Source organism: Stenotrophomonas sp. ATCM1_4 (genome assembly GCF_004348115.1).
Classification (GTDB): domain Bacteria; phylum Pseudomonadota; class Gammaproteobacteria; order Xanthomonadales; family Xanthomonadaceae; genus Stenotrophomonas; species Stenotrophomonas capsici.
This window is the reverse complement of the sequence record NZ_QPFB01000001.1, coordinates 3,130,467-3,152,572: the sequence shown is the minus strand read 5'-3', so window position 1 is coordinate 3,152,572 and position 22,106 is coordinate 3,130,467. Positions and strand designations below refer to the sequence as shown.

Annotated in this window: 16 protein-coding genes; 8 read left to right on the top strand and 8 right to left on the bottom strand. The window is 67.4% G+C overall.

Going from position 1 to position 22,106, the window contains the following annotated elements; all coding sequences use genetic code 11:
- Positions 1–135: 135 nt before the first annotated feature.
- From ATCM_RS14555 to ATCM_RS14525, 7 genes are all read right to left on the bottom strand, one after another.
- Positions 136–1,455, bottom strand: coding sequence for an amino acid permease (locus ATCM_RS14555; protein ID WP_132865201.1), 1,320 nt, complete (start codon positions 1,453–1,455; stop codon positions 136–138).
- Positions 1,452–2,327 (bottom strand): cation diffusion facilitator family transporter, encoded by an 876-nt coding sequence (locus ATCM_RS14550; protein ID WP_243694027.1) that lies wholly within the window; start codon positions 2,325–2,327, stop codon positions 1,452–1,454. The genes ATCM_RS14555 and ATCM_RS14550 overlap by 4 nt, the downstream gene beginning before the upstream one ends.
- A 374-nt stretch (positions 2,328–2,701) precedes the next feature.
- Positions 2,702–4,990, bottom strand: a complete 2,289-nt coding sequence (locus ATCM_RS14545; RefSeq protein WP_132865199.1) for an Orn/Lys/Arg decarboxylase N-terminal domain-containing protein — start codon at positions 4,988–4,990, stop codon at positions 2,702–2,704.
- A gap of 30 nt (positions 4,991–5,020) precedes the next feature.
- Complete coding sequence (gene adiC / locus ATCM_RS14540; RefSeq protein WP_132865198.1) at positions 5,021–6,370, bottom strand: arginine/agmatine antiporter; 1,350 nt, start codon at positions 6,368–6,370, stop codon at positions 5,021–5,023.
- Between the two features lie 102 nt (positions 6,371–6,472).
- Complete coding sequence (locus ATCM_RS14535) at positions 6,473–7,897, bottom strand: DcaP family trimeric outer membrane transporter (protein ID WP_243694026.1); 1,425 nt, start codon at positions 7,895–7,897, stop codon at positions 6,473–6,475.
- 349 nt (positions 7,898–8,246) lie between these two features.
- The gene (locus ATCM_RS14530) at positions 8,247–9,356 is read right to left on the bottom strand and encodes a metallophosphoesterase (RefSeq protein ID WP_132865196.1); all 1,110 of its coding nucleotides are present in this window, start codon (positions 9,354–9,356) and stop codon (positions 8,247–8,249) included.
- An 87-nt stretch (positions 9,357–9,443) separates the two neighbouring features.
- A complete protein-coding gene (locus ATCM_RS14525; RefSeq protein ID WP_132865195.1) occupies positions 9,444–10,877 on the bottom strand; it encodes a GGDEF domain-containing protein in 1,434 nt (477 codons plus the stop codon).
- A 137-nt stretch (positions 10,878–11,014) separates the two neighbouring features.
- Here ATCM_RS14525 and ATCM_RS14520 point away from each other — a divergent pair, with 137 nt between their 5' ends.
- The 3 genes from ATCM_RS14520 (at position 11,015) to ATCM_RS14510 (ending at position 13,723) form a co-directional block, all read left to right on the top strand.
- Positions 11,015–11,812 carry a TlpA disulfide reductase family protein gene (locus ATCM_RS14520; protein WP_132865194.1) on the top strand — a complete coding sequence of 266 codons (798 nt, stop codon included), beginning with the start codon at positions 11,015–11,017 and terminating at the stop codon, positions 11,810–11,812.
- 28 nt (positions 11,813–11,840) lie between these two features.
- Positions 11,841–12,665, top strand: a complete 825-nt coding sequence (gene dsbG / locus ATCM_RS14515) for a thiol:disulfide interchange protein DsbG (protein WP_243694025.1) — start codon at positions 11,841–11,843, stop codon at positions 12,663–12,665.
- A gap of 83 nt (positions 12,666–12,748) precedes the next feature.
- Positions 12,749–13,723: a cation diffusion facilitator family transporter gene (locus ATCM_RS14510; RefSeq protein ID WP_132865193.1), complete on the top strand. Its 975-nt coding sequence runs from the start codon at positions 12,749–12,751 to the stop codon at positions 13,721–13,723.
- A gap of 99 nt (positions 13,724–13,822) precedes the next feature.
- Here ATCM_RS14510 and ATCM_RS14505 read toward each other — a convergent pair whose 3' ends face one another.
- Positions 13,823–15,886: a 3-hydroxyacyl-CoA dehydrogenase NAD-binding domain-containing protein gene (locus ATCM_RS14505; RefSeq protein WP_132865192.1), complete on the bottom strand. Its 2,064-nt coding sequence runs from the start codon at positions 15,884–15,886 to the stop codon at positions 13,823–13,825.
- Positions 15,887–16,124: 238 nt separating this feature from the next.
- Between ATCM_RS14505 and rpoE the strand changes: the two genes are divergently transcribed.
- From rpoE to lepB, 5 genes are all read left to right on the top strand, one after another.
- On the top strand, positions 16,125–16,745 hold the full coding sequence (gene rpoE, locus ATCM_RS14500) for an RNA polymerase sigma factor RpoE (protein ID WP_132865191.1): 621 nt from the start codon (positions 16,125–16,127) through the stop codon (positions 16,743–16,745).
- Positions 16,742–17,635, top strand: a complete 894-nt coding sequence (locus tag ATCM_RS14495; protein WP_243694024.1) for a sigma-E factor negative regulatory protein — start codon at positions 16,742–16,744, stop codon at positions 17,633–17,635. Before rpoE ends, ATCM_RS14495 begins: the two co-directional genes overlap by 4 nt.
- A 121-nt stretch (positions 17,636–17,756) precedes the next feature.
- Positions 17,757–19,277 (top strand): DegQ family serine endoprotease, encoded by a 1,521-nt coding sequence (locus ATCM_RS14490; protein WP_132865190.1) that lies wholly within the window; start codon positions 17,757–17,759, stop codon positions 19,275–19,277.
- 156 nt (positions 19,278–19,433) lie between these two features.
- Entirely contained in the window at positions 19,434–21,224 is a 1,791-nt protein-coding gene (gene lepA / locus ATCM_RS14485; protein WP_165931246.1) for a translation elongation factor 4, read from the top strand.
- 53 nt (positions 21,225–21,277) lie between these two features.
- Complete coding sequence (gene lepB / locus ATCM_RS14480; RefSeq protein ID WP_132865188.1) at positions 21,278–22,081, top strand: signal peptidase I; 804 nt, start codon at positions 21,278–21,280, stop codon at positions 22,079–22,081.
- Positions 22,082–22,106: the final 25 nt, after the last annotated feature.

Below are 22,106 nucleotides of genomic sequence, written 5' to 3'. Positions count from 1 at the left end.
ACGGGGTGTGTTCGGGCTTCTTCTCGGTCACGCGCATTCCACTTCGATAGCCGGGCAGGGGGCTGCCACAAAGGGGGCATTGTAGTGGCTGGGCGCGGGCAGGACGAAGCGGGAGGCCGGGCGAGCCGGCCGGGGTCAGTCCCGGTTGCCCTGCGTGTGCATGCGCTGGCGGAAGAACGGGTACAGCGCCGCGCTGAACAGCAGGGCGACGGTGGCGTAGGCCAGCAACTGGGCGTCGGCGCCAACCAGCGCATACAGGCAATAGGCCACGGCGGTGGCGGCGATGAGCAGGCAGCCGGCGCGCAGCGCGCCTTGCTCGTTGCGCTCCAGCGTGGTCGCGACCAGCGCGCCGGCCGAGAACAGGTAGGGGATGATGGTCAGCAGCACCGCGATGTTGGTGAGCTGGTCGAACTGGCGGGCCAGGGTGGGCGAGGAGGTGACCAGCAGCAGCCCGCTCATCAGCACCGCCACGATCATCAGGCCGGTGCCGGGCATGCCATGCCGGTTGAGCCGGCAGAACACGCGCGGGAACAGGCCATCCTCGGCGGCCGCCTTGGCCGACTGCCCGACCAGCAGCATCCAGCCGCCCAGCGCGCCCACGGACTTGAAGATGGCGCATAGCGCGATCACCACCACGCCCCAGGGGCCGATCATCAGCCTGGCCACCTCGGCGAACGGCGCCGAGGAGTCGCGCAGCTGTTCCATCGGCAGCATGCCCATGATCACCAGCGAGCAGCTGACGTAGATCACCGCTGCCAATGCCAACCCGAACAGGGTGGCCAGCGGGATGTTGCGGCGCGGGTCGTCGATGACGTCGGCCGAGACCGCCGCACTCTCCACGCCCATGAAGGCCCACAGCGCAATCGACGCGCTGCGCGAGATCGCGGCACTGTCGCTCATGCCGCTGACGTTCCAGCCGGCGCGGAACAGGTCCGGGTCGAACCACCACCAGCCGGCGATGGCGATGCCCAGGATCGGGACCAACGCCAGCAGCAGGGTGCCGGTCTCCAGCGCGCCGATCCAGCGGGCGCCGCGTGCGTTGGCCAGGCTCAGCAGCCAGATCACCGCCAGGGTGAAGCCCAGCCGCGGGTAGATGCCTTCCAGCCAGGGCCACAGCTGGCTCAGGTAGCCAGTGACCACCAGCGCGATGGCGACGTTGCCGATCCAGTTGCCGAACCAGTAGGCGTAGTTGCTGACGAAGCCGATGTAGTTGCCGAACGTGTCACGCGCATAGGCATAGGGCCCGCCCGGCTGCGGGTTGAGTTGCGACAGGCGGGCAAACACCAGGCCCAGCGCGATCGCCCCGGCGGTGGCGATCATCCAGCCGAAGGAGGAGATGCTGCCGACCGTGGCCAGGTTGGCCGGCAGCAGGAACACGCCGGTGCCGATCATGTTGCCGGCGACCAGCATGGTGGCCATGGTCAGGCCCATCTTGCGCGGGGCGGAGGTGCTCATGTCCAGGCCGGGTCGGAGGTGAAGTCGATCGTCAGCCAGAAGCGGCCCGAGCGGGCGTCCAGGCGGTTGGCGATGCCGTCGCGCAGGCGGTCGACGTCGCCGATGCTGCCAAGCCGGGCGTCCGGCCGGGTCAGCACGTGGATCTCGATGAACTGCATGCGGCCGATCTTGGCGACGTGGCTGGTGAAGCCGTCGAAGCCATGCTCGGCGACGAACTGCTGCATGACCTCGCGCACCCGTCGGTCCAGGTCGTCCGGGGCCACCTGCAGCACCTCACGGGCGGCCTTCCATGCCGCGCGCAGCGGCACCGGCAATGCCACCACGCTGATAGCGGCCAGCACCAGCGGGTCGATGTAGGGGATCCAATGCGCATGCGCGCCACCGCGCAGCGCAAAGGCGATGAGGAAGGACAGCACCACCGCCAGGCTCATCAGCCCGGTCAGCAGCCACGCACGCGCATCCAGGGCCAGCAAACCGGATTGCAGGCGGCGGGCGTGGCGGCCGATCCAGACCGCCATGACCAGGTCGACCACCGCCAGCAATGCCGCCCAGGCCAGGCCGGGGCCGAGCCGTGTCTCGTGCCCGCCATCGCTGAAGCCGATGACGGCATTGGCCAGCGCGTAGATGCAGGCCAGGCTCAGGATTGCGCCGCCCAATGCCTCGACCATCGGTTCCAGGTGCCAGAACCCGTACTGGAAGCGCGGGCTCTGTTCGTTGGCCATCAACCGTAGTACCGCCAGCGCCACCAGGGTCAGCGCGACATCGACCAGGCTGTAGATGCCGTCGAACAGGATGGCCTGCGACCGTGCCAGCAGGCCCCCGAAGAAACCGATCGCCGCGACCAGGACGGTCGCCGCGATCGACAGTTGCAAGACGCGTTGTTCCTGGCCGGTGCTGGTCATCAAGGCGTGCCGTGGTGCATCCGTTGGTTCCCGTCATCGCGGGGCGGCGGGTGTCGCCCGCATCGTAGCTGCTTCTCCGGCCGGCGGCAGGGTGCGGCCGGGCTGAAGGGAAAGCACAAAGCACCCTCATCCGCCCTGGCGGGCACCTTCTCCCGCCAGGGCGGGAGAAGGGAGCGGCCCGGGCATCGCCGCCATCGCCGTACCTGCCGGCCGAAGCAGCGCTGCCACGCCTTGCAGCCCACTGAAGCAGGAGCGGGCATCTGCCGTGCCAGAGCCCCTCTCCCGCAGGCGGGAGAGGGGTTGGGGTGAGGGCGTTTGCCATATCCCCCGCGCCGCTTCGGCGGTTACAGCTTCAGGACTTCCACCTTGTAGCTGGGCTGCGCGCCGCTGTCGTCGATGATCAACCCATGCACGTCCGACTCGAAGCCCGGGAAGCGCGCGTTCTGCTCGCGGGCGATGCGCAGCGACTGGATGATCGGTTCATCCTGCGCGCCGAAACGCTCGCCCGGCATGATGGTCGGGATGCCCGGCGGATACGGCACCAGCATCGTGCCGGCCACCCGGCCGCTGATCTGGTCGATGTCCACGCGCTCGATCTCGCCGCGCACCAGGTGGTTGTAAGCCTCGGCCGGCGTCATCACCGGCTCGGGCAGGTCCACGTACATCTCGCGCATGACCTCGGCCACGCGGAACTCCCGGTTGAAGGCGTGCAGCGCCTCGCACAGGTCGCGCAGGCCCCAGTTGGCGTAGGCGGCCGGGTGGTCCTGGATCAGGCTGGGCAGCGATTGGCTCAAGGGGGCGTTGGCATCGTAGAGGTCCTTGAACGCCATCAGCTCGGTGACCAGCGTGCTCCACTTGCCCTTGGTGATGCCCATCGAGAACAGGAACAGCACCGAGTACAGGTTGGTCTTCTCCACGGTGATGCCGCGGGTCCACAGGAACTTGCTCAGCACCGCGGCCGGGATGCCCAGCTTGCCCATTTCCCCGTCCATCGACAGACCCGGCGTGAGTAGGGTGACCTTGACCGGGTCGATCAGCACGTAGTCGTCGGCCAGGTTGTCGAAGCCGTGCCAGCGTGCATCCGGGCGCAGGTACCAGTCCGGTCGCGAGGTCACCATCGGCTTGCTGCTGTCCTCGCCCGCCAGCGTGCGCTCCACGCCATCGGGCTGCCAGACCTTGAACCACCATTCGTCGCGGCCCAGGTCCTCGCTGACATGCAGCATCGCCCGCCGGAACGCCACCGCCTCGTCGTGCATCTCCTGCACCAGCGACCGGCCGGCCTCGCCCTCCATCATCTTCGAGGCGACATCGCAGGAGGCGATGATGCCGTAGTGCGGGCTGGTGGAGGTGTGCATCATGAACGATTCGTTGAACCGCTCGGCATCCAGCTCGCGGGTGGCGGCATTGCGCACGTGGATCATCGAGGCCTGCGAGAACGCGGCCAGCAGCTTGTGCGTGGACTGGGTGGTGAAGATGATCGCGTCCTGCTCGCGCGGCTTGCCCTTGGCCATGCCGTAGTGGTTCTCGTAGAACGGGTGGAACGCGGCGTAGCCGTACCAGGCTTCGTCGAAGTGCAGGAAGTCCACCGCGGTGCCGAGGTTGTCGGCGATCTTCTCGGCGTTGTAGCAGAGGCCGTCATAGGTGGAGTTGGTGACCACCGCGATGCGGGGTTTGGCCCCCGGCTTGGCCGCCTTGCTGGCCAGCGGATTGGCCTGGATCATCCGCTGCAGCGCCTCGCCGGAGAACTGGTCCAGGCTGATCGGGCCGATGATGCCGTGCGCGTTGCGGCTGGGGGTGAAGTACACCGGGATGCCGCCGGTCATGATCAGCGAGTGCAGCAGCGACTTGTGGCAGTTGCGGTCCACGAACACGATGTCGCCGCGCGCCACAGTGCCGTGCCAGACGATCTTGTTGGCGGTGGAGGTGCCGTTGGTGATAAAGAAGGTGTGGTCGGCGCCGAAGTTGCGCGCGGCCTCGGCTTCGGCGTCGCGGATCGGGCCGGTGTGGTCGAGCAGCGAGCCGAGTTCCGGGACCGAGATCGACAGGTCGCTGCGCAGCGTGTTCTCGCCGTAGAACTGGTGCAGCGCACGGCCCACCGGCGACTTGGTGAACGCCACGCCACCGGCGTGGCCGGGGGTATGCCAGGAATAGTTGGACTCGGCGGCGTGGTGGATCAGTGCCTTGAAGAACGGCGGCAACAGCATGGCCATGTAGTCTTCGGCCGCGCGCATCACCTGGCGGGCGATGAAGCTCTTGGTGTCCTCGAACAGGAAGATGTAGCCGTGCACATACTTGAGCAGCTTGCTCGGCACCTTCTCGATGGTACGGCGGTCGCCGTACAGGAACACCGGCAGGTCGGCGCGGCGCTTGCTCTGCTCGCGCAGGAACGCGAGCAGCTGCTGGAACTGGTCGTCGTTCTCCTCGGTGCCGTCGATGGAGATCAGCACCGCCGAGGCGGCCACGTAGGTGCGTGCGCCGGCGCGCGCGTCATCCAGGGTCAGGCCGCACAGCACGCGCTGGTCGTTGTGGCGCAGCTCGTCGGCCAGGGCGCGGATCAGGATGCCGTTGATGCGCGGCGACTCGTAGTCCGCGTCGATGATGACGATGGGATAGTCCAGGGACTTGAAGTACATGGTGGTTTCCTTTTCTACCGAGCGGGGGATTCAGTTCGAAGCGGCACGCGGCGTGCCGGCGGGCGAGAAGCGGGCAAGCCGTTGCTTGCGGCGTTCTTCACTGAAGAAGGGATAGAAGACGGTGATGAACAGCACGAACAGGAACGCGTACTGCACGATCGTGCCGGACGAGCCGAAGATGGCCCACAGGCAATACACCACCGTGATGCTGGTCAGCACCCAGAACGCGCCGGTATGCACCAGCGTGTGCGAGCGCTCCACCACGAAGTAGCAGGCCACGCAGGAGTAGATGTAGGGCAGCAGGGTCAGCACCACCGCCGCGGAGGTGATGACGTCGAACTGCGCCGACGCGGTTTCCGAGGTGGAGGTGATCAGCACCGCCAGGGTCATCAGCACCGCCACGATCAGCACGCCCTTGACCGGCACTTCGTCCTTGTTGATCTTGCTGAAGATGCTGGGGAACAGCCCGTCGTCCGAGGCCGCCTTGGCGCTTTGCGCGGTCAGCAGGATCCAGCCGCCGAGCGAACCGGCCGCACCGATGAAGGCGCACAGGCTGACCAGCGCACCGCCCCAGCCACCGACCGCATTGGCCGCGGCCAGGGCGAACGGCGCGTCGGAGACCTGCAGGTCCGCGTTCGGCACCATGCCCATGATCACCGAGGAGCTGGCGATGTAGGCGATCGCCGCGAGGAATACCCCGGCCAGCGTGGCACGGGCGACGTTCTTCTCCGGGTTCTCGACCACGCCGGCGGTGACCGAGGCCGATTCCACGCCGATGAAGGCCCACAGCGTCAGCGCCGCGGCGCTGGACACCGCGCCGAAGTTGGATTCGCCGGAGACGTTGTAGGCGCCCTTGAAGATGTTCGGGTCGAAGAAGAACCAGCCGAAGATCGCGATGCCCAGGATCGGCACCAGCGCGAAGCTGGTGGTCACCGTCTGCACGCGGCTGACGAAGGCCGGGCCGATCACGTTGGCGAAGCTCAGCGCCCACACCAGCAGCAGCACCGCGATGCAGCGCGGCAGCGGTTGGGACAGGATCGGGAAGAAGTAGCTGAAGTAGCCCACCGCCGCGATCGGGATGGCCACGTTGCCGATCCAGTTGGCGAACCAGTAGATGGTATTGGTCTGGAAGCCCATGTACGGGCCGAACCAGTCACGTGCGTAGGCATAGGGGCCACCGGCCTGCGGGGCGAGCTTGCCGAGCTTGGCGAACACGAACGCCAGCAGCAGTGCGCCGGCGGTGGTGATCAGCCAGCCCCAGATCGAGGCGGTGCCGATCTTGGCCAGGCTGGAGGGCAGCAGGAACACGCCCGAGCCCATCATGTTGCCGGCGACCAGGAAGGTTGCACCGACCACGCCGATTTTCTTCTGACCTGCCATGGGTGTCTCCTTTCACCGGGTTGCCGGTGTGATTACAGGGAAAGGCGGTGGACGTTCTCGATAGCTGGCGGCCGGTCGCGTTGCTGCCGGCGTGCGGGCTGGCTACTTGATGAAGCTGTACTGCAGGCTGCCCTGCACGCGCAGGGTGTCCGCGCTGCGGCCGTCCTGCAGGCGCTGTTGGCCGTAAAGCACCTCCATGCCCATCGTCCACGACGGGGCAGGGCTCCAGATCAGGTTGAGCGCGCCGTACTGGCTGCGGCGGAAGGCATCGCGGGTCAGCGCGTCGGCGTCGTCCAGATGCAGCTGGCCGTAGATCAGGTTCGAGCGCCACATGTCCGACCAGTAGTGGGTGTAGCCGAAGAAGCCGCCATACAGCGGCAACGCCTTGAGCTGGCCGTCGGCGTTGATCGCCGCATCCAGCCCCGAGCCGGTGAGGTCGGCGGTGTAGCGGCTGATGCCCTTGCCGCCGACCACGCCGAACAACAGCAGGTCGCGTTCGGCGATGGCAAACGAGCCGCTCAACTGCAGGCCGCCGCCGAAGACACGGTCGCTGCGCCCATCGCCGTCATAGCCGAGGCTGCGCGCGACCGCGCCAAGCTGCAGGTGGCCCCAGTCGCGCTCCATGCGTGCGACCAGGCTGATGTCGGGCAGCCGCTCGGTGCTGATGTCGGCATCGCCGGGGTTGGCCAGCTGTGAATCGGGGTCTTCGGCAGCGACGGTCAGGGTGTTGCCCTTGCCCAGCGCGAAGCTGTGGTGGATGCCGGCCACCAACAGGTAGCCGGCCGCACCGGGTCCGGCGAAATCCAGGGTGTCCGGCAGCGAGTCGGCATCCATGAACGTGGAATAGCCGTAGCCGGCGTAGGTGTTGCCCAACTGCCCGTAGGCATGGCGCAGGCGGAATTCATAGCTGTCGCTGCTGCCGAAGAAGTCGTTCTCCAGGTAGAAGCGCAGGTTGCCGTGGGTGGTTGGGCGGCGCGCCTCGAAGCTGAAGCGTGTCTGCTTGGCATGCATGTCGAAATGCGACACATCGCGATGTGGGCCGCCGACCGGGATGGAGGAGGTGACGAACTGCTGGTTGTCACCGGCCGCGCGGCTGTCGGCGATGGCATCGAGCTTGGCGTAGCCGCCCAGGCGGATCAGGGTCTCGGTGCCGGGGATGGCGAAGAAGCCCTTCAGTTCCGGATCGGTGGGCGAGGGCGCGTTGTCCGGGCGCGATGCCGCCGTGGACGGGTCGGCGACCGAATCGCGTGGCGGCAGGATGGACGGTGCGGCGGCCGCGCCACGGGTGGGGGACGCTGCGGTTTCAGCCTGCGCCAGAGGCGTCGTCGCCTGCGTATCAGGTGCTTGCGCGGGCGACGGGCTTGTTGGCGTGTATGGCGGTGGATCCTTGCCCTGTTCGCGTTCCAGCGCGTCCAGGCGCGCGGTCAGCGCTTGCAGGCGTGCCTGCACCTGGGTGATCTCCTGCCTCAGGGCACCGACGGAGTCCTGGGCGAGAGCGGCTCCCGGGGCCAGGAGCAACGGCAGCATCGCAAGTTTTCGTGGTTTCATCGCCTGTCCCAAGCTATGCAAAACACCACGTCGCGACAGGCGCTGGCCCGTGCGCGGCTTCTGTTCTCAGTGTGGTCGCCTGGCAGTTCCCGATGTCCGGCGGCGTTCCCCCGCGGTCACGTTGGCCCAGATTTCATAACAGGAATGTGAAACAAACCGAAAAAAGTCGAAATCCGGCGATGGGCAGCCGCACACGCCCCTTGTGATGCGGGCAAGGCGTGACCGGGTTCCGTGCGGGTGAGAATCCGTGAGCGTGCGCGGCACCGGAAACCGGCCGGGCATGGGCCGCGGGTGTTGCGGATTGCAACACTTCGGCGTGGGCTGGGCGTCAGTCGTCCGCGTCGAGGGTGCCTTCGGCCAGCGGCACACGGCTGCCATCCAGCAGCCCGCGGTTGAGCTGGTCGTTCTCGATGAACAGCAGTTCCCCGCTTTGGCCGTCCTTGATGCTGCTGTCGATGGCGATCACGCGCCCATCGTGGAACTGGCTGACATGCGGCATCGAGGTGTGACCGACCACGATGCGGCGCAGATCGAGCTGGTCGAGCACCTGTTGCACCCCATCGGCATCCAGGCGGCCATCGAAGTAGCCGCGGTACCAGATCGGGCTGGTCTTGCCGTCGTACAGCGGTGCAGTGGCCGGGTCCGCCTTCACCTCGGCCTTGGGCCTGCCCAGCGACGCGCGGTAGGCCGCGTTGGTCGATTCCGGCGCCAGTGCCATCTGCACCGCTTCCGGTGCAATGCCGCCGTGCAGGAACAGCGTGTCGCCGATACGCAGCAACACCGGGCGGGTGCGCAGCCATTGCCCGATCACCGAGTCGGCACCGTACAGGTCCGGGTAGCTGCGCCCCAGCCGCTGCGCACTGCGCAGGTACTTGGGGTTGACGTAGCGCAGGTCGTCGTAGAGCACCATCGTTTCGTGGTTGCCAAGGACGAAATGCACCGCGCCACCGGTGTCGGCGGCCTGCTGCTGCAGGCTGTAGAGCAGCCAGAAGGCTTCGGTCACCTGCGGGCCCCGGTCGAACACATCGCCGGCCACCACCAGGGTGTCGCGGCCCAGTGACCAGCGATCCCGTGCGTCGATCACATGGTGTGCGCGCAGCAGGCGGACCAGCAGATCGTACTGGCCATGGATGTCGGAGACCGCCACGATGCGCGGCACCGCGGGCAGTACGGCAGCCGCCGATGCAACCGGTGCGGCCAGGCGCAGGGGATGGGGATAGCCACATCGCGGGGGCAGCCGCGCGCCGCGCAGGCGCTGCCGCAGCGTGCGCGAGACCACCTGGTCATCGCAGATCCAGCGCGCCTGCAGCCGCTTTCCGTTGCGGAACACATAGGGCCCGTCGGCATCGACGTGTTCGGCAGGCGCCACCGGTTCGGCGGCTGCCGCGATCATCGGGAACAGGCACAGCAGCAGGGTGGCGGCGCGGAGCAGGGACATCGGCAGGGAGCGGGCGGCGGAGGTGGGCGGCATCGACTCCGAGCATATGCCGCCGCCATGCCGCCGGGCATGTGCCGATGGTCGGCCTCAGCCGCGCTGCAACGCGGCCCGGCCCGGGGCGGTCGGCAGTCCTTCATCGCCGAGTACGACGCGGTTGCGGCCCTGCTTCTTGGCCTGGTACATCGCCGCGTCGGCGCGCGCCATCACCCGCTCGTAGTCGGGGTGGCCGTCGTACATCGCCACGCCGATGCTGGAGCTGACGTCCAGCAACTGCCCGTCGGCCAGGGCCACCGGTGAATCGGCGATGCGACGGCACAGCCCTTCGGCGATCACCAGCGCCTGGCGCTGGTCGACCGCGACCAGCACCACGACGAACTCTTCGCCGCCGTACCGGAACACGTAGTCGCTGCCGCGGGTGAACTGGGTCAGGATGCCGGCCACATGCTGCAGCGCGCGGTCGCCGGATTCATGGCCGTGCGCGTCGTTGATGTGCTTGAAGTGGTCCAGGTCCAGCAGCAGCACGGCGAAGCTGCCTGCCGATTTCTCGGCCAGTTCGATCTCCCTGCGCAGCACGGTGGGCAGGAAGCGGCGGTTGAGCAGGTTGGTCAGCGCATCGCAGCCGGCATCCAGTTCGCCGATGCGCTCGAACAGCATGCCGAGCAGGTTGCGCACCTGGCCCACCTTCATGCGTACGTCCTGCAGCTGCGCGGCGCGCAGGGTGGCGTCCTCGTGGCTGGAGAGCGTGTGCTCCAGCAGCTGGTCCACTGCCGCGATCAGGTGGAGGACCTGGTTGGTCTCGGTGCTCTCGCCAAAGCTGGGAATGCCCTTGTGGGTGAACCACAGGCCGAACTCCGAACGCGCCAATGACTGGAAGCCGGGCATCCGGCCCGTGCTTGCCAGGGCGTAGAGCAGGGTGTTCTCCCAGTCCAGCAGCAGTGCACGCTGGCGCTCGCGCTCGGTGCTGACGTTCTGCACCAGCGAGAACAGCCGGTAGGCGGCATCCGTGCGCGAGGAACGCTCGCGGGCGTTGGAATAGGCCAGGGTCATGCCTTCCAGCGCGATGTCGAAGGATGCGGTCAGGCTGGCGATTGCCGCGTGCGCGGTTTCGCCGTGCCCGGCCTGCTCCACGATCAGGCTGAAGATGCGTTGCTTCAGTACGCGCGTGCCACGCGTAACCAGGTCCACCGGGATGCCCACGCGCGCATGCACGTCGCCGATCACGCGTTGCGCGGCCAGCAACTGCTCGACGTCGTCCGGCGTCGCGCCCAGCAGTCCGGTCAGCCAGCGCTGCATGGCCGGCTGCAATCGCACCCGCACCTGGTCGTGCGACATCGAGCGTGATGCACGGCTGTCGTTCAGCATGACCTTGTAGAAATGGGCCGCCAATGCCGGGGCGTGGTCGCTGGCGATCGCGGCCAGTAGTGCATGGGCGGCGGGGCCTGCGGCGGCCAGGCTTTGTTGCCAGCCAGCAACCAGCGGGCAAGCCTCGGGATCGCAGGAGTGGGGAGATGCAGGTTTCATGCGTAGGATAGGCAACCGCCGGCAGGCAGGTGCCCTGTATCGGCAAATTCAACGGTAACTTTAGGAAGTAGTGTGCGGAAGTCTCCAACTGCCGTCCAATCTGTTTGCATGGCTTTTCCTGATATGCGGAGCGCGCTGTGATCAGCGCCGGGCCGTTCCCGATGATGGCAGTGATCGCGCTGGTGGCGTTTGCCATTGCGTGGTTCTTCGCGCGTGCATTGGTCCCGGCCGTCGACGGCCTGCGCACCCGCACCGGCGCGGTCGTGCTCGATGCGCTGTTGCTGGCGCTGCTGGGCGCGCGCCTGGTGCACGTGCTCCTGCATGCGCCGGACTATCTGTCCCAGCCACTGTCGATCATCCGCCTCGGCGATGGCGGCTGGTCGATCTGGGCCGGCGTGCTGGTGGCTGTCGCGTATGCGTTGTGGAAGACGCGTGCGGTGGTGCCGCGCAAGCCGGTGCTGCTGGGGTTGGCCGCGGGTGCGGCGTTCTGGGCCATTGGTGGCATGAGCCTGTTCGCGCTGCAGCGTGCTTCCATTCCCTTGCCCGAAACGGTGCTGCAGGACCTGCAGGGGCAACCGGCGCCGCTCACGGCCTTCGCCGGAAAGCCGGTGGTGATCAACCTGTGGGCGACCTGGTGCGGCCCGTGCCGGCGCGAGATGCCGGTGCTGGCCGCCGCGCAGAAGGCACACGCATCGGTCGATTTCGTGTTCGCCAACCAGGGCGAAACAGCGGAGGAGGTCATCGACTTCCTGCAGTCGGGACAGCTCGGGCTGGAGAACGTACTGCTCGACGCGGACTCGGCGGTGATGCAGCAGACCGGTGCACGCGCATTGCCGACGACCCTGTTCTTTGGCGCCGATGGCCGTCTGCGCGACGTGCACATGGGCGAACTGTCGCGGGCAACGCTGGAAATGCGCCTGCGTGAGCTGCAATGAATTCCAAATCCTGATGACGAGGTTGATGATGATCCGCCCCCGTTCGATGTTGTTCCTGTTGGCCACCGCCGCGCTCGTGCCGGCAGCCTGTGCGCGTGATGCCGAGCCGGCCAAGGCGCAGGAACCTGCTGCTGCGTCCGCCGCCACGCCGGGCCAGGCCAATGAGCCGGAAGTGATCCGGACGCTGCGCACGCAGGGCGTGGAGTTCATGGGTACCTTCGAAACGCCGCTGGGCCTGACCGGCTACGCCGGTGCGGCAGGCCAGCAGCCGCTGGCGGTCTATGTTTCCAAGGATGGCCAGTACGCGGTCGTCGGCACGCTGGTCAACGCCAAGGGCGAGGACATCGGTGCCGGCAAGTTGAAGGAACTGGTGTCCGGCCCGATGGGCGCGCAGGCATGGAGCAAGGTGGAAGCCAGCCACTGGGTGGCCGACGGCAAGGCCGACGCCCCGCGCGTGATCTATGCCTTCAGCGACCCGAACTGCCCGTACTGCAACCACTTCTGGGAAGCCGCGCGGCCGTGGGTGGAAGCGGGCAAGGTGCAGATCCGCGAGATCCTGGTCGGCGTGATCCGCCAGGACAGCGCCAACAAGGCTGCCGCCATCCTGGCAGCGGCATCGCCGGAGCAGGCGCTGCTGGAGAACGAGCGCAACTTCGCCAAGGGCGGCATCAAGCCGTTGGCGACCGTGCCGGCCGAGGTGCAGACCCAGCTGCGCGCCAACGAGATGTTGATGATGGAACTGGGGTTCCAGGGAACGCCGGGCATCGTGTTCAAGGACGCTGATGGCGCGGTGCAGATGCGCTCGGGCCTGCCGCAGGGGGCCGACCTGCAGACCGTGCTCGGCCCGCGCTGAACCCGCGCATGGGCGCGTGCGGCGATGTAATAGTCTCCGCCGCACGCGCCTGACTAAGCTGGCCCCGTTTCCTGGAGCCTGCCATGAGCCACGACCACAACCACCTGCCCAGCGAGATCCGCCACGAGAAGCCCTTGTGGTGGGCGCTGGGCCTGACCACGTCCTACCTCATCGTCGAAGTGGTGGGCGCGTTCTGGACCAACAGCCTTGCGCTGCTGTCCGATGCGGCGCACATGGCCACCGACGCCATCGGCCTGGTGATCGCGCTGACCGCCGTTCGCCTGAGCCGACGCCCCCCCGACGCCCGCCGCACCTATGGCTACGCCCGTCTGGAGGCGCTGGGAGCGGTGGTCAATGGCCTGCTGCTGTTCGGCGTGGGCCTGTACATCCTGTGGCAAGCCATCGACCGCTTCCGCGAACCGCAGGCGATCGCCTCGACCGGCATGATGTGGGTGGCCGCGTTCGGTCTGGTGGTCAACCTGATCGCCATGCGCCTGCTCAGCGCTGGCAGCGGCGAGAGCCTGAACATCAAAGGTGCCTACCTGGAAGTGTGGAGCGACATGCTCGGTTCGGTGGCGGTGATCGCCGGCGGCCTGATCATCCACTTCACCGGCTGGACCCTGGTCGACCCGATCCTGGCGGTGTTGATCGGCCTGTGGGTGATCCCGCGCACCTGGGTGCTGCTGCGTGATGCGATCAATGTGCTGCTCGAAGGCGTGCCGAAGGGCGTGGTGCTGGGCGACATCGAACAGGCGCTGCGTAGCCACGACGGCGTGGCGGGAATCCACGACCTGCATGTGTGGGCGCTGGCATCCAGCACCCCGGCGTTGACCGCGCACGTGGTGATCACCGACGGCCGCGAGCAGGACAACCTGCGTCGCCAGCTGGCTGACCTGCTGCACGAGCGCTTCGCGATCGACCATGTGACGTTGCAGATGGAAATCGACCATTGCGGTGATGACTGCGCCGTGCCGAAGCCGCAGGCTGATCACGATCACGATCACGATCACGATCACGGCCCGGACGCGCAGGGCCATCACGGCCACGTCCATCGCTGAGCACCTGCCGGCGCGAAGCCGACGGCCTCACCGGCCACGAAAAAAAACGGAGCCCTCGCAGGCTCCGTTTTCGTATCCACACGGTGGGCAGGTGAACCGTCAGGCCACCGGTTCGCGCAGCACCGGCAGGTCCCAGCCCGGGCGCGGCGCGAAGCGGTCGCCATGGCGGGCCTGCAGGACCTTGAGTTTCTCGACCAGGCCATCAGCCCCGGCCGACCGGATGTACTGGATCGGGCCGCCGCGGAACGGGGCGAAGCCGGTGCCGAAGATCACGCCCGCGTCGAGCAGGTCGGCATCGGCAACCACGCCGTCGTGCAGGCAGGCCACCGCTTCGTTGAGCAGGGGCAGGATCAGGCGGTCTTCCAGGTCACCCGGGGCCTGGTAGTCCTTGGCCACTTCCGGCTTCACCGCACGGCCGTTTTCCCACTTGTAGATGCCCTGGCCGTCCTTCTTGCCGCGCTTGTCCTGCTCGACGGTCGCCAGCGCCGCCGGGATCTGCAGGCCCAGGAACGGTGCCAGCTCCTTGCCCACGCCGGCAGCCACGTCCAGGCCCACGGTGTCGAGCAGCTCGATCGGGCCCATCGGCATGCCGAACTTCACCGCCGCCCTGTCGATCACCGGGCCGGGGATGCCTTCGGCATAGGCGGTGGCCGCTTCCAGCATGTACGGGAACAGCACGCGGTTGACCAGGAAGCCCGGGGTGCCGGCCACCGGCACCGGGAACTTGCCCAGCGCCTTGCAGAACGCGGCCAGCCGCTTCTCGGTTTCCGGGGCCATGCCGTCGTGGTGGATGATCTCCACCAGCGGCATCTGCGCGACCGGGTTGAAGTAGTGCAGGCCGGCGAACTGCGCCGGGCGCTGGATGTGGTCGCGCAGCTCGATCAGCGGGATCGACGAGGTGTTGGTGGTCAGCAGCGCATCGGCCTTCATCTTCGGTTCCAGCGACTGGTACAGCGCACGCTTGGCCTCCGGGTTCTCGATGATGGCCTCGATCACCAGGTCGGCCTGGGCCACGCCGTCGCCGGCCAGGTCGGCCTTCAGGCGCGCGGCGACCTCCGGGCGCTTGGCCGGGTCCTTCACCTTCTTCTCGAACAGCGCCTGAGCGCGGGTCATGGCCGGGTCGATGAAGCGCTGTTCGCGGTCCTGCAGGGTCACGGTGAAGCCCTTGTAGGCCGCCCATGCGGCGATGTCGCCGCCCATCACGCCGGCACCGACCACATGCACGTGCTGGATGCCCGAATCCTTGCCGCCCAGGCCCTTGAGCCGTTCGGTCAGGAGGAAGATGCGGATCAGGTTGCGTGCGGTCGGGCTGCTGGCCAGCTTGACCACCGCGCGGCGCTCGGCGTCCAGGCGCTTCTGGATCGGGCTGCCACCGGTGCGCTCCCAGGTGCTGATCAGCGCGTACGGCGCCGGGTACTGGTCCTTCTTGGCCTTGCGGGCGACCTGCTTGGCCATCTGCGGGGCCAGGATCTTGCGCGCCAGCCAGGTATTGGTGGCCCACGCGGTGGCACGTTGCTTGAACGGCCGGGTGGTGCCCGACTGCGCCAGCGACACTGCCGCGTCCACCAGCACCGCAGGTGCGGCCACCTTGTCGACCAGCCCGATCGCGCGCGCGGCCGAGGCCGACAGGGTGCGTCCGGTCAGCATCATGTCCATCGCCGCCGGGGCGCCGACCAACTGCGGCAGGCGTGCGCTGCCGCCCCAGCCCGGGAAGATGCCCAACTGGGTTTCCGGCAGGCCGATGCGGGTGGAGGCGTCGTTGGAGGCCACCCGGTAGCGGCAGGCCAGCGCCAGCTCGGTGCCGCCGCCCAGGCAGTGGCCGTGGATGGCGGCCACGGTCGGGCAGGGCAGTTCGGACAGCTTCTGGTAGACGGTCTGGCCACGTCGGATCGCGTCATTGACGGTGCCGCGGCGATCGAACTCCTGGAATTCCTTCAGGTCGGCGCCGGCGATGAAGCCGGCCGGCTTGGTCGAGCGCACCACCACGCCCTTGGGCGGATCGATCGCCAGGCGCTCGATGATGTCACCCAGTTCCAGCAGCACGTCCTGCGACATCGCGTTGACGGGGCTGTCCTTGCGGTCGAGGCTGAGCACGGCGATGCCGTCCTGCCGCAGCTCGGTGTGCCAATGATTGAAGCGGAGCCCATCGAAGCCTGAAAGCATGGGACGTTCCATCCGGTTGTGTATGGAGAAGATCGCTATGATCCAGAGGTTGTTTCCTCGGCGTCAAATCCCAATGCTTGGGGATGTGATGCGTTCGCACCGCCGCCGGTTCAGGGCAGGCTATCCGAACGGAAGTTAAAAGCGGGTTCGCCCCCCTCTGGCGAGGGGACTGAACTTTTTCCGCGAGCAGCGGTCATAACGCCCGACGTCGGTTGGGCTGACAGGAGTGCGGCCCGTTATGGCCGAGGTTGAAACACCGCAGGAGCTGGATCTGGAGCTGGTCCGGCGCGTGCAGCGCGGCGAGAGCGCGGCGTTCGATGTCCTGGTGCGCAAGTATCAGCATCGGATCATCGCGCTGATCGGGCGCTACATCGCCGACTGGAGTGAATGTCAGGACGTGGCCCAGGACACTTTCGTCCGCGCCTACCGCGCGATCGGGAATTTCCGTGGCGACGCCCAGTTCTATACCTGGTTGCATCGAATCGCAGTGAATACCGCAAAGAACTACCTGGCTGCACACAACCGGCGCCCGCCGACCGATGACGTGGAAATCGGCGACGCCGAACAGTTCGACAGCGGTACCCGGCTGCGGGATACCGATACGCCCGAGCGCGAGTTGATGCGCCAGGAGCTGGAACAGACCGTGATGAAGGCGGTCGACGCGTTGCCTGAAGAGCTGCGCTCGGCCATTACGTTGCGAGAGGTGGAAGGCATGAGCTACGAGGAAATCGCACAGAAGATGGGCTGCCCGATCGGCACGGTGCGTTCGCGGATCTTCCGTGCGCGCGAAGCCATCGACGCCCAGTTGCGCCCCTTGCTGGACACCGCCAGTGCCACCCGTGAGCGGAGCCGCGTATGAACCCCACAGGCCGTACCCCGGAAATGACCGACATCCCCGACAAGCTGGACCTCCACAACCGCCTGCAGTTGTCCTGCCTGGTGGATGGCGAGCTGGCCGCTGACGAAGCGCGCTTCCTGTTGCGCCGGATCGAACACGACACCGAACTGGCCAGCTGCCAGGAGCGCTGGCAGCTGGTGGGTGACGTGCTGCGCGGGCGCGCCGTGGCCCCGGCACCGCTGGATTTCAGTGCGCGGGTGCAGGCGGCCGTGGCCGCCGACCTCCAGGCGCAGGGGCCGGTGCAGGTCACGCGGGCCAAGCCACGCGGTGGCTGGCGGCGTTGGGGCGGCGGGGCCGCGCTGGCGGCGTCGGTGGCGGCCGTGGCCCTGTTCATGGCCCGCGAGCAACTGCCTGATAACAGTGCGCCGGAACCGGTGATCGCCTCGGCGGCACAGGTGGCGACACCGGCCGCGCCGTCGGCCCCGGCACCGCAGCAGGGCGCGGTGCTCAATGACGCCGCCGGCCTGGCTGCGGCGGCACCGGCCGTGGCAGCCGCCGTGGCCCGCCGTGAGTCCGCGCCGCGGCGTGGCAGTGCCACCCGGACCCAACAGGCCGCCCGTGCCTCGGCCGTGGCACGGGCCAGCGAGCCGCAACGTGCAATCGCCGTCGCGGCGCCGGTGCTGCCGGCCGCTCGCGTCGTCCATGACCCGCTGCAGGCGGCCGATCCGTTCGCCGCGGCCGGTAGCCTGCAGGCACGTCCATGGCCGCGCTCGGCGCTGTCGCAGGGCGGGGCGTTCAATGCCAGTTTCCCGGCCCAGCAGGGCGGTGCGACCTTCTATCCGTTCGAGCCGCGTCTGCCGGCGCAGGATGCCGAACAGGCCGACCTGCCGCGCTTGCCCTCGCATCGCTGAGTACTTCCCGGCTGGCCACAGGCGCTGGCCGGATCTTCCCCCTTGATCCCGGATGGCATGCTGCACGCCTGCCCTGACGGATCTCCTTGACCCCAATTCCTGAATCGGAGGCTCGACGCTGATGTCCAACCGTATCCATGCCCAGATGCTGGGCCTGCTGGCGATGACCCTGCCGCTGGCCGCCTGCGCACAGACCACTGCCCCGTCCGCCCCGACCGAGCAGGTCGCCGCGGCGCGCCCGCAGGCCCCTGCGGCACCGCTGGTCAGCGGCCTGCCGGACTTCACCCAATTGGTGGACCAGGTGGGTCCGGGCGTGGTCAACGTGGAGACCATCATCGGCGCGCGCCGAAACCCCCGCATGGTCAATGGCCCGGGCATGGACGACATGCCGGAGTTCTTCCGGCGCTTCTTCGGCCCGGATTTCCAGATGCCGGGGCCGGGCCAGCAGGCGCCGGACAGCAGGCCGCGTGGCCGGGGCATGGGCTCGGGCTTCATCATTTCCAATGACGGCTACGTGCTGACCAACCACCACGTCATCGACGGCGCCGAGTCGGTCAAGGTCAAGCTCAGCGACCGCCGCGAGTTCACTGCCAAGGTGGTCGGCAGCGATGCCCAGTACGACGTGGCCCTGCTCAAGATCGAGGGCCGGAACCTGCCGACCGTGCGCGTGGGTGATTCCAATACCCTCAAGCCGGGCCAGTGGGTGGTGGCCATCGGCTCGCCGTTCGGCCTGGACCATTCGGTCACCGCCGGCATCGTCAGTGCGCTGGGTCGCAGTACCGGTGGGCAGGAGCAGCGCTATGTGCCGTTCATCCAGACCGACGTGGCGATCAACCAGGGCAATTCCGGCGGCCCGTTGCTGAATACGCGCGGTGAAGTGGTGGGCATCAACTCCCAGATCTTCTCCGCCTCCGGCGGCTACATGGGCATCAGCTTCGCCATCCCGATCGATCTGGCGATGAATGCGGTGGACCAGATCAAGAAGACCGGCAAGGTCAGCCGTGGCCAGCTGGGCGTGATGGTCGGGGCGATCAACGCCGACGCGGCCGAGGGCCTGAAGCTGCCGGACGGCCGCGGTGCACTGGTCAACCAGCTGGTGCCGGACAGTGCTGCCGCCAAGGCGGGCATCGAGGTGGGCGACGTGATCCGTTCGGTCAATGGCACCGAGATCAATTCCTCCAGCGACCTGCCGCCGCTGATCGGCGCGATGGCGCCAGGCAGCAAGGTACGGATGGGGATCCTGCGCGATGGCCGGGCCCGTGACATCACGGTCACCCTGAGCGAGCTGGCCGAGGACGCGCAGGGGGCCGCCCCGGCTGCCGGTTCAGCCGACGAGGCCAAGCCGCAGGTGGGCGCGAACGCCCTGCTGGGCCTGGACGTGGCCGACCTGACCGCGCCCGAGCGCCGCCAGCTGGGGCTGGGGGCCAACGAGGGCGTCCGGATCACCCGGGTCAACAGCCAGGCAGGCCGCGAGGCCCAGCTGGCCCCGGGCATGGTGGTGCTGCAGGTGGGGCGTACCCCGGTGGGCAGCGTCGCGGCGCTTAACCGGGAGCTGGCCGGCTACAAGAAGGGTGACGTGGTCATGCTACTGGTCCGGGCCGGTGCCAACAGTGCCTTCGTGGCCATCCGCGCCGGCGACTGAGCCCGCAGGCCCAGCCGTTGCAAGGGGAGCCGCCTTCGAGCGGCTCCTTTCGTTCAGTCCGTTCAGGCCTTGGTGCTGGGCTGCTTCCGGGCATGCGATAATGCCCCGTTATCCTGACGACGCCGCGCGCCGCCGCTACCTATGTCCCACGATTCAATGCGGATGATCCGCAACTTCTCCATCATCGCCCACGTCGACCACGGCAAGTCCACCCTGGCCGATCGCATCATCCAGTTGTGTGGCGGCCTGAGCGCGCGTGAAATGGAAGCGCAGGTGCTCGACAACAACCCGATCGAGCGCGAGCGTGGCATCACCATCAAGTCGCAGTCGGTGTCGGTGCCGTATACCGCCCGCAACGGCCAGACCTATTTCCTGAACTTCATCGACACCCCCGGGCACGTCGACTTCTCCTACGAGGTCAGTCGCTCGCTGGCCGCGTGCGAGGGCGCGCTGCTGGTGGTCGATGCCGCCCAGGGCGTGGAGGCGCAGTCGGTGGCCAACTGCTACACGGCCATCGAGCAGGGCCTGGAGGTGGTGCCGATCCTCAACAAGATCGACCTGCCGACCGCCGACATCGACCGTGCCAAGGCCGAGATCGAGGCCGTGATCGGCATCGACGCCTCCGACGCGGTGGCGGTCAGCGCCAAGACCGGCCTGAACATCGAGGAGGTGCTGGAAGCCATCGTGCACCGCATCCCGGCCCCGGCCGACCGTGGCAGCAACAAGCTGCAGGCGCTGATCATCGACTCCTGGTTCGACAACTACCTGGGCGTGGTGTCGCTGGTGCGCGTGATGCAGGGCGAGATCAAGGCCGGCGACAAGATCCAGGTCATGTCCACCGGCCGCTGGCACCAGGTCGACAAGGTCGGCGTGTTCACCCCCAAGCGCAAGGAAATGCCGTCCCTGCGCGCCGGCGAGGTGGGCTGGATCAACGCCAGCATCAAGGATGTCCACGGCGCGCCGGTCGGCGATACGCTGACCCTGCTGGCCGACCCGGCGCCGGAACCGCTGCCGGGCTTCCAGGAAATGCAGCCGCGCGTGTTCGCCGGCCTGTTCCCGGTCGATGCCGAGGACTACCCGGACCTGCGCGAGGCGCTGGACAAGCTGCGCCTGAACGACGCCGCGCTGCGCTTCGAGCCGGAGAGCTCCGAGGCGATGGGCTTCGGCTTCCGCTGCGGCTTCCTGGGCATGCTGCACATGGAAATCGTGCAGGAGCGCCTGGAGCGCGAGTACAACCTCGACCTGATCAGCACCGCGCCGACGGTGATCTATGAGGTGCTCAAGAGCGACGGGACCATCGTGATGATGGACAACCCGGCCAAGCTGCCGCCGATCAACACGGTCGAGGAAATCCGCGAGCCGATCATCCGCGCCAACATCCTCACCCCCGAGGAGTACATCGGCAGCATCATCAAGCTGTGCGAGGAAAAGCGCGGCAACCAGATCAGCATCACCTACATGGGCAGCCAGGTGCAGATCAGCTACGAGCTGCCGATGGCCGAAGTGGTGCTGGACTTCTTCGACAAGCTCAAGTCGGTCAGCCGCGGCTATGCCTCGCTGGACTACCACTTCGTCCGTTTCGAGGCCGGCCCGTTCGTGCGCGTGGACGTGCTGATCAACGGCGACAAGGTCGACGCGTTGTCGCTGATCGCCCACCGCAGCCACGCCGATCGCCGTGGCCGCGAGCTGTGCGAGAAGATGAAGGACCTCATTCCCCGGCAGATGTTCGACGTGGCCATCCAGGCCGCGATCGGTGCGCAGATCATCGCCCGTACCACGGTCAAGGCCATGCGCAAGAACGTGTTGGCCAAGTGCTATGGTGGCGACGTTTCGCGCAAGAAGAAGCTGCTGGAGAAGCAGAAGGAAGGCAAGAAGCGCATGAAGCAGGTGGGCCGCGTGGAGATCCCGCAGGAAGCCTTCCTGGCCGTGCTGCAGATGGACAAGTAAGCAAGCCTCTGGGGCCGGTGCGATGCACCGGCCAACGCTGCAAAGGACCGTGAATGAAACTGTTTGAGATCCTCCTGGTCGTGCTGACCCTGGGCTCCGGCCTGATCCTGCTGGCCGACAAGCTGTTCCTGGCCAAGCGCCGGGCGGCCAAGGCCGGCCTGCTGGACGGCGACGAGCCGGCCGTCGTCGATTACTCCCGGGCGTTCTTCCCGGTACTGGCGGTGGTGCTGATCCTGCGCAGCTTCGTCGCCGAGCCGTACAAGATCCCGTCCAGCTCGATGATGCCGAACCTGCTGATCGGCGATTTCATCCTGGTCAACAAGTTCTCCTACGGCTTCCGCCTGCCGATCACCAACACCAAGATCATCCCGGTCGGCGAGCCCAAGCGCGGCGACGTGGTGGTGTTCAAGCCGCCGCACGCGCCGGACCAGAACTGGATCAAGCGCGTGGTCGGCCTGCCGGGCGACCGCATCGGCTTCCACGGCGACACCCTGTCCATCAATGGCCAGCCGCTGGGCTACCAGGAGAAGGGCGAGTACATCGGCAAGGGCCCGGGCGCGGAGATGACCGGCGCCAGCCTGTTGACCGAAGACCTGCCGGGGCGTACCCATACCGTGCTGGAACTGCTGGGCCGCGCCGATCCGCGCGGGCAGGGTGACTGGGTGGTGCCGGAAGGGCAGTACTTCGTGATGGGCGACAACCGCGACAACAGCGAAGACAGCCGTTTCTGGACGCAGACCCACTTCCTGCCGGAAGAAAACCTGCGCGGCAAGGCCTTCATGATCTGGCTCAACTGCTCGGGCTGGTTCTGCAAGGCGAGTTTTGAACCGTCCCGGATCGGGACGGGCATCCAATGATCCATCAACGCGTATCTGGGGAGAT